Genomic DNA, 8,106 nt, shown 5'->3' with positions numbered 1-8,106 from the left:
AGAGTCCCATCTGGAAAAAATCCGTTGTGTTTATTCTGGAAGATGATGCCCAAAACGGTCCCGATCACGTTGATGCGCACCGCTCGATTGCGTTTGTGGCCGGTGGCTTTGTCAAACGTAATTTTGTCGATCATACCATGTATTCAACCTCGGGGCTACTGCGAACGATCGAGTTAATTTTAGGGCTGAAGCCCATGAGTCAGTACGATGCGGCCGCAACGCCCCTATGGCGTTGCTTCAATAAACAAGCTGATCTGTCGGGGTTCACTTCACTCGAACCCGGCGTCGATATCAACCAGAAAAATGTGGCGGTCAATCGAAATTCGAAACGATCGTCGCTGCTCAACCTGACCCGTCCCGACGAGATTGACGACCTTATTTTCAGTGAGATTGTCTGGCAAACGGTACGGGGCGAAACGAGTGTTATGCCCGCCCCCCGCCGGGGGGCTTTTGTTCGGGCCGGAAAACCGGGCATGACCGACGACGATGATGATGATTAGCCTGTTGTATTGGCTTTCAATTTAATTAAAGAATACCCTCTTTTTGCAAGACCTATGAATACCCGCTCGATCTGTTTTATCCTTGTTCTACTGCTGCTAACGGGCAGACAATTAATCGCCCAGACACCTGGTGATGGGTTCATCAACGGGGATCTGCTCCCCAATGCCCCGGAACTGGCTGCGCGGGGCAACTACGGAGTGGGGGTGCAAACCGTTAAACTGGTACACGCTGCCCAGCTTGATGTGCTCCACGGAAAAGCTGGCCAGCACCCGCTTTACGACCGACCGTTGACGGTTGAAATCTGGTATCCGGCTCTTGCTGTAGCTAACAGACAACCTATCGTTACCTACGCATCCACGCTGGGCCGGGCCAACGATCCCAAACGACCGCTTATCCCCTTTACATTTCTGGGACGAGCTACCCGCGATGCCAAGCCTGACCTCAGTGGGGGCGCTTACCCACTAGTAATTGTCTCTCACGGCTACCCCGGTTCGCGTTTATTGCTAACCTACCTGACCGAAAACCTGGCCTCCAAAGGCTACGTGGTTGTGGCCATCGACCACACTGAGTCGACCTACGGCGATCTGGCGGGATTTCCCAGTACGTTACTGAATCGCGCCCTCGATGATGGATTTGTGCTCAACGAAATGGCCCGGCTATCGGGGAAAGCCAGTACGAGTTTTCTGGCGGGTCTGGTTAACCCCGACAACACAGCCTTGGTTGGCTATTCGATGGGAGGCTATGGCGCGCTTAACGTCGCCGGAGCGGGCTACAGCCCCCAGGCGCTGAGTCTGTTCGGACAGATGACCGGGGGCAGTACGGCTCTGGAAGCTCGCACGCAAGCCTCACCCGCTTATAAATCGTCGCTGGACCCTCGCGTCAAGGCCGTCATTGCGTTTGCGCCCTGGGGCATGGAGCGGGGCGTCTGGGACGCCACAGGACTAGCAGCCCTGAAACTGCCCACTCTGCTGGTGGCTGGCAGTAAAGATGATGTATCCGGGTACGAAAAAGGCATCAAAGCGATTTACGAAGGCGCCATCAACGCGGAGCGTTACCTGCTGACCTATGTCAATGCCCGCCATAATGTGGCCCCCAATCCGCCCCCTCTGGCCTCCATGCTACCCGGCGTATCAGCGGACGAATACATGCATTATGCCGAGCCGGCCTGGAACGAGCATCGGATCAATAATATTAATCAACACTTCGTGACGGCTTTTTTAGGCATTCACCTCAAGGGTATCGACTATAAAAAGTACTTGGATTTGCCGGGCCCCGAGGCCACTGAGGGTTGGCCCGGCTTCAAAGCCCGCATGGCTGTAGGGCTGGAAATGCGCCATGCCAGACCATAGGGGTCTGGTGTCCTGTGGAGAATAGGCAGACGTGTACATGACCTTTTCGTGAACGCTTTCAGGCTTATACGATATGAATTGCTCTGGGCTCGGGCAGTTGCCTAAAGCAGCTACCCTCTCATTAAAGCGCCAACGTTAAAACTCAACTAAACACGCAAAATTTGCGTCTCTTTACCGGGTCATTGCTACGGATAGTTGTTGACAGTTATAAAAAAATGCTGTTCAATTAACCACCCAATTTATGAATTAACCGTTATTTTGCCTCTAGCCAAGCTAAGTATCGGTAAACTGTCGCTCGGCTTAGGTGAAACAATCGACCAATCTCTAAAATCGTATGGGTTTTAAGAGCATACATGGACTTGACAGCCCGTGCTTTTATCTGGGCTTCGGCAGAGAGTCCTTTCGGGCGTCCGCCTACTCGTCCCCTGGCACGTGCTGCGGCCAAATCCGCTTTGGTACGTTCACAAATCAGATCGCGCTCAAAATCAGCTAGTGACGTAAATAGGTTGAACACTAACCGACCTTGCGCAGTGGTAGTATCAATAGCCACCGTGGCACGGTATCATTCAGACTGCGAAATCCGATGCCTTTGCTTTGAAAATCATCGACCAGCGTAAAGAGCTCTTTTAGCGAGTGCCGTTGAGACACGGGCATAGCAAAAAAGTATTCGAACCGCAGCGGCCAACCGTCGGTCAATCTGCCACAATAGTAGGCACTGATGTAGATTGTTTTTAAGGAGATGCGATTAGTGATTAGTTGGTTGCATCTTTTCAAATAACGATCTGCCATCGCCCCATAGAAGAAGCAGATTTATACAAAACTCCTCAGCCCATTGTGAGGTGCTTTTGTGAGACGGTTCTATTTTGTGATGGCTGTTTGATCTGTACCGACTAACTTAAGGTCCGCTACCCCATTTAAACCATTGTGTAAGGGTATCGACTAAAGAATACTGGTCTACCAGCTAAAGCTATGGCTCTTTTTCAGCTACGTCCTGTAAAGGAAGATAATAGCGTGTATGTCGTAGCTTTCCTTGCTTCTTTAAGGCACCGATGTCAACCATCTCGGCTAGATCCCGGGTGGCTGTAGCTCTTGAGGTTTTGGTAATACGAATATAGTTTTCAGCGCTTAAGCCTCCTTTGAAGCCAGATAGCCCTTCCTGGAATAAACGTAACGCTACTTTAGCCTGTCGATCATTCAACTGGGCACTGTAGGTTTCAAAGTACCGAGCCTTGTCGACAATAAAAGTTATCATTTCCTGAACATAAACTTGGGCTTCCAGAATCTTTTTGGAAAAATAGATCAGCCATTCCGTGATGTCCAAAGAGGTATTTGCCTGCTCTAAAGCCTGGTAATAGGCTTTTTTGTCTCGCTCGATCGTACTGGATAAGGAGGTAATCAACGTTTGTCTGGCCCCGATGGCCAGTGCTTTCTCGGCAATGATACGGCCTATGCGCCCATTTCCATCCTCAAAGGGATGGATCAATTCAAAATATAAATGGGCTATACCCGCATGAATAACCGTTGGTATTTGTGCTTCAAATGCCCGATTAAACCAATCGATGTATTGATTCATCTCCACGTCTACACGATCGGATGGAGGAGCTTCATAGAATACCTTAGGCATGTCTAAACGACCTGATACGATTTGCATGGGGTCGGCATGGGTCCTGTAACCGCCAATCGTTTCTAGATCAATTCGGCCATTCATGATCATTTTATGCCACAAAAAAAGACGTTCTCGGGTAAGTGGCTCCTGATAGCTTTTGACTACGTCAACCATCATCTGAGCAACACCTGTTTCTTTTGGACCCGCTCTTCTCCCATCCGTTTGTAAGCCTAACTGTTTGCGAATCGATGACTGAACGGAGTCCCGGTCTAAGATCTCTCCTTCAATTTTTGAGGTGTCAAGTGCTTCATCACTTAGTAAAGTTACCCGTAATTCATTGACTTCATCGGCAGAAACTGCAGCTAATGATCCGATGATCACCCCTGCATTCCGATGAAATTCCCTCTCAAAGTGGGTAAACTTTGTTAAATCAAATGTGAACTGTGGCCACTGCGGTAGCTGCCAAATCCATTTCATGAGCTATAGATTCTTTTCTATAGCTCAATATTAACAAATATATGAGCTATAGAAAAGAATCTATAGCTCATATATTTGTTTTCAACTTTCAGTATGATACAAGCTCACTAAGTACTGCGACTGTAATCTCAATTACCCAGAATCTTGAGTAGGTGTCTACTTAGCTTTAAAAAGATTCTTCAACATGAGATATGGTAAGCCGTCTCATCAAGGAGCGTTTCTTTAAGACATGTGTAACTATTCCACCACTAGGCTATTTACACAGGTTAAGATTTTTTATGCGTACCCCAAATGGGTTATCACTCTGCCACCCTGCATGGGCGATTCGATTAACCGTTCCCCAAAACAGCTACCAGCGAACAAGGTCTGCTGACCGGGCAGTGTAGGAGTAGGTCGTCGTAGAACTGGCTACCCAACCCCTGTGAAAAAAAGTTGCCTTGTTGCCAGCGTTTTTAGCGAGCGAGTCGTCTAGAAGAAAACGGCTTAGCTCGATCTAAGCCTGACTCTTAACGGCCTATGAAAACGACCCCGTTTACCCCTTGCCTGTTGCTGATCTGCCTGATGGTTAGCCTGCTTAACAGCCGATGTTCACCTCCGGCAGACGGAGTCGATTCCGGTCAGAATACCTGTCGTATCCAGCAGATTGTCAGCACAGTTAAGAACGCAAATACCGAGGGAACAAGCCAGACCCAGTATGCCTACGATGCGGCCGATAATCTGCTGCGGATAACGAAAACCAGCCGGTATCAAAGCGGAACGATGGCTAGTCAATCGTCTGCTACAACCGAGACCTTCAGCTATGATGCCAACAACTTTCTGATCCGAAAGCAACTGCTCACCCAGGACCAGTCAATCGTTGCTAACCGAACTACCGACTATCAATACGCAGCAACGACGGAGTACACCTATAGCAATGGTCGTCTGGTCAGCTATCAACTGACGGACTTAACCAGTTCAACCACCAATAGTGGTACGCAGCAACAGCGTAACGTCAGCCATTGCCAGTACGACTATGACGCATCGGGGCAGCTCGTGCGCCAGACTGTTGACCAAAATCAGCCGATCACTTACCAGAATGGCCTGATGACATCCTATTCTAGCAATCCAAACCAGTTTACAGTGACTAACGGACTCATTACCAAAGCGTTTTTCCCCGGTACCGAGGGACCAGCCAATACGGTTCACAATCTGACGCAGCTACGTCAGTACGATGAGCAGCGTCGGCCAATCGAGCACCGTGAACTGATCAATGATACAGTAAGCAGCTATTATACGCAGACCTGGCAGGCGGGGCTTACCGCTGAGCAAAGCCTACCGGCTTTCAAAGGACATCCCCGGACTCGGCCGCCCTACGGTGAACCGGGGTTAGCCACTGACTATCGCCAGTTTCAGATCAATCGACAGCAGAATAACACGGTATACCAGTCAAATCGAACCACTACGGTTCATGTGCTCAACGACCAGGGGTACGTAACCAGGTCCACGGCCACAACGACCAATTCGGCCAGTGGTACACAGCAACCAGATGTGATGATCACGGTGTATACCTACACCAAGTGTAATTAAGCTTAAGGCGGGTGACCGACTCACAACTAGCACAGCTGCTCAACGATTGCCGGCGTGGTAGCCAGGCCGCTCAGCGTTCCTTTTACGAACGTTACTACGGGTATGCGCTGTCGGTGTGTCTGGTTTATGCCAATGATCGGGAGGACGCGCGCGAAATCCTGAACGACGGGTTTATGAAGGCGTTGAATAAACTGGAAAGCTTACAGCAGGAATCGGCTCTGCGGGCCTGGTTGCGACGAATTATGGTCAATACCGCGCTGGACTATTACCGGGTTCGGCGTCGGCGCGAGCTGCTGTTAACGGCCTTACCAGCGGGTGAAGAACCGCTGGAGCCGTATCTGAACGAAGAGCAAATACTGGCTACGCTTTCGGCCGAAGATATTATCCGGTTGTTGCAAGAGCTACCCCTACCGTATCGATTAGTGTTTAGTTTGTATGTACTGGACGGCTACTCGCATCAGGAAATCGCCGGTCAGTTGGGGCTGGCTGTCAGTACGTCCCGTGCCCACTTGAGTGAAGCCAACCGTCGGCTGCGACTGGCGCTAACCGATCAAGCCAAACCAACCCATGAACCAACCCGACGATAAACCGTTGCATGACTGGGTCCGCCAGCAACTAGCGGATTACCAGCCCACTGATGAACCGGCTGAGTGGGGGCGGTTACAAGGTCGGCTACGTCAACGATGCTGGCGTCGGGGCGGGCTGCTCCTGGGTAGTATCCTTGTCGGTCTGGGCGTTATAGGCTGGCTAATAGGGTCAGGTGATAACGTCACTCCATCAACGCACAAGGTCCTCCCTGCGCCAGTAACCCTTTCCCCACGTTTGGTCCCCGCTCCTTTGCCTCCCATTGTGTCGACCGACCGACCGACCAGACAGCCACTCAGGAAAAGCGACAGGCGAACCAAGCGGCAGCCCCATCGCGATCTTGGTCTACCTGATCGTCGGGTTGCTGCTATATACCCCCTACCCCCGGTGCTGCTACGGGGGCAGACCCTATCCGTCGACCTGATGCGCCGGTATAAAACGCTATCCTGGAGTCGGGAAGAAAGCGCCATTATTGAACAGGTAACTACCGGCCAGTTCGGGGATGATTCGACCAGTTACCGGGTGTTGGAGAGGAACTTGGCCCACTGGCCAGACGCGGTCATTGTCTGCGATCTAACTACCAGCATGTACCCCTATTCAACGCAGATTGTGAGCTGGTTACGGCGTCAGGTGGTGCGATCTGGACCGCTTGGCCTAGTGCTTTTTACCGACTGCGATAGCCTGGGGCAGCAAACCCGACCGGGCGGCCCACCGGGACAGATGTACATCGTGGCGAATCCCCGGCCCGAGACGCTCTTGTGGCCGTTAGTAGCGGCTGCCCGCAACACCGTTCGCAATAAAGACGATGCGGAGAACGATGTCGAAGCCCTTCTGGTGGCTCAACAAACGTTTCCGCGAGCTCGTCACCTGATTCTGGTGGCTGATAACCTAAGTTGGGTAAAGGACATGGCCGAGTTAGGTCGTGTTACCCATCCTGTCCATGTTATTTTGTGCGGCACCACGGGGGGCACCGTTGAACGTCCGTTTCAAGCTGATTTTGACCAAATTGCCCGTCAAACGAAGGGTAGCCTGCACACGCTGGATGATGACCTGGACCCGGCCGTTACTACAGGCCGGGAAACGCTGCGTGTGGGCGACTACTATTATCGGTACAATAAGCGTCAGCAGCAATTTAAACGGACTCACTTCCGGCGCCGACCCCGCCGTTGGCTGGGTTTTATCTGGTTGTAAGCAGATTGGAGTCGGTGATGGTCAGCTTTGACACCATGATTGTGATGCGCTAACTGGCCCTGCGGTTCTGCTCTAGTTTTTGTTAGCTGGCAATTGTATACATTGGGCAAATTCAGGATGAGGGGGTTTGTAGGCGTCAGTAACTCAGCGGTCAACTCGTTGTGAAAGTCACCTGCCTTGTCTGACTTTCGTAAGAGCGCTCTTATAAGACATTAATTTTCAATATATGTTTAACTTAATTACTAATCCGGTGAACTTATTGTTTGTGACGACGGCCCGACAGATGGTACCCGATCCCTCTTGTACCGATCGGCAGCCGAAGCACCCTTCCGTGTGAAAATCATCGAAAATCCTACTCGATATTTTGGGATTGGTTACACTTCGACGAGCGGGCTCGGCAACGTTGGAAGGTAGAAGGCCGAACTTTGTGGGAGTGCAAGGGACTAAATAGTCGGTGCTTAAGGTAATACACAGGCTGCCCTGTGTCGATTCAATCGTCTCAACTGGGTACTAGGGTGGTGTAAATAGGGCTGGCTGTATGATCTCCGTTCGAAACACTTCGACGACCTTTCGTTTGAAGGAAATCAAATTCTATTTTTTATTTCGCTGTAAACTAGCTGTAAACTATACGTAGGCTTGCCGCTTTACTGTATGCATAAATCAGCAGCATACGCTAAAGGGCCTGGAGCAAAAGTAGTCACCAAGCGTTTCACGAAATGCCCATTTTACTAGGACAGCCGATTGGTACCATCGAAAGTAACCTATCAGCTTATCTAACATTCTCAACTTGTTATCCGCTCCGGCGATCTGGTCAAGAATCAATGCGGCAGC

The 8,106-nt window shown here is 50.7% G+C and carries 7 protein-coding genes and 1 pseudogene; 5 read left to right on the top strand and 3 right to left on the bottom strand.

Annotated features, from left to right (window positions below):
* Positions 1-500, top strand: a pseudogene (locus GK091_RS28175) (hypothetical protein); the annotation flags it as partial.
* A gap of 54 nt (positions 501-554) precedes the next feature.
* On the top strand, positions 555-1,850 hold the full coding sequence (locus GK091_RS28170) for an alpha/beta hydrolase family protein (RefSeq protein ID WP_164044084.1): 1,296 nt from the start codon (positions 555-557) through the stop codon (positions 1,848-1,850).
* 253 nt (positions 1,851-2,103) lie between these two features.
* Here the strand turns inward: GK091_RS28170 and GK091_RS30180 are convergent, their stop codons facing one another.
* The 3 genes from GK091_RS30180 to GK091_RS28155 all read right to left on the bottom strand — a co-directional run bounded on the left by GK091_RS30180 (position 2,104) and on the right by GK091_RS28155 (position 3,933).
* A complete protein-coding gene (locus tag GK091_RS30180; RefSeq protein ID WP_394351906.1) occupies positions 2,104-2,364 on the bottom strand; it encodes a helix-turn-helix domain-containing protein in 261 nt (86 codons plus the stop codon).
* Positions 2,364-2,504 (bottom strand): recombinase family protein, encoded by a 141-nt coding sequence (locus GK091_RS29780; RefSeq protein WP_164044030.1) that lies wholly within the window; start codon positions 2,502-2,504, stop codon positions 2,364-2,366. The genes GK091_RS30180 and GK091_RS29780 overlap by 1 nt, the downstream gene beginning before the upstream one ends.
* Positions 2,505-2,817: 313 nt before the next feature.
* The gene (locus tag GK091_RS28155) at positions 2,818-3,933 is read right to left on the bottom strand and encodes a Fic family protein (RefSeq protein ID WP_164044082.1); all 1,116 of its coding nucleotides are present in this window, start codon (positions 3,931-3,933) and stop codon (positions 2,818-2,820) included.
* 516 nt (positions 3,934-4,449) lie between these two features.
* Between GK091_RS28155 and GK091_RS28150 the strand changes: the two genes are divergently transcribed.
* Genes GK091_RS28150 through GK091_RS28140 form a run of 3 tightly spaced genes read left to right on the top strand, consistent with a single transcriptional unit; the run spans position 4,450 to position 7,275 of the window.
* Positions 4,450-5,499: a hypothetical protein gene (locus GK091_RS28150; RefSeq protein ID WP_164044081.1), complete on the top strand. Its 1,050-nt coding sequence runs from the start codon at positions 4,450-4,452 to the stop codon at positions 5,497-5,499.
* 11 nt (positions 5,500-5,510) lie between these two features.
* A complete protein-coding gene (locus GK091_RS28145) occupies positions 5,511-6,086 on the top strand; it encodes an RNA polymerase sigma factor (protein WP_164044080.1) in 576 nt (191 codons plus the stop codon).
* A complete protein-coding gene (locus GK091_RS28140; protein ID WP_164044079.1) occupies positions 6,067-7,275 on the top strand; it encodes a hypothetical protein in 1,209 nt (402 codons plus the stop codon). Before GK091_RS28145 ends, GK091_RS28140 begins: the two co-directional genes overlap by 20 nt.
* Positions 7,276-8,106: the final 831 nt, after the last annotated feature.

The organism is Spirosoma agri, from assembly GCF_010747415.1.
GTDB lineage: Bacteria > Bacteroidota > Bacteroidia > Cytophagales > Spirosomataceae > Spirosoma > Spirosoma agri.
The sequence above is the reverse complement of the archived record's forward strand: the minus strand, read 5'-3'. Positions and strand labels throughout refer to the sequence as shown.

Coding starts and splice junctions, on each gene's coding strand:
- GK091_RS28170 (WP_164044084.1), top strand. CDS start 555: ATGAATACCCGCTCGATCTGTTTTATCCTTGTTCTACTGCTGCTAACG.
- GK091_RS29780 (WP_164044030.1), bottom strand. CDS start 2,504: ATGCCCGTGTCTCAACGGCACTCGCTAAAAGAGCTCTTTACGCTGGTC.
- GK091_RS28155 (WP_164044082.1), bottom strand. CDS start 3,933: ATGAAATGGATTTGGCAGCTACCGCAGTGGCCACAGTTCACATTTGAT.
- GK091_RS28150 (WP_164044081.1), top strand. CDS start 4,450: ATGAAAACGACCCCGTTTACCCCTTGCCTGTTGCTGATCTGCCTGATG.
- GK091_RS28140 (WP_164044079.1), top strand. CDS start 6,067: ATGAACCAACCCGACGATAAACCGTTGCATGACTGGGTCCGCCAGCAA.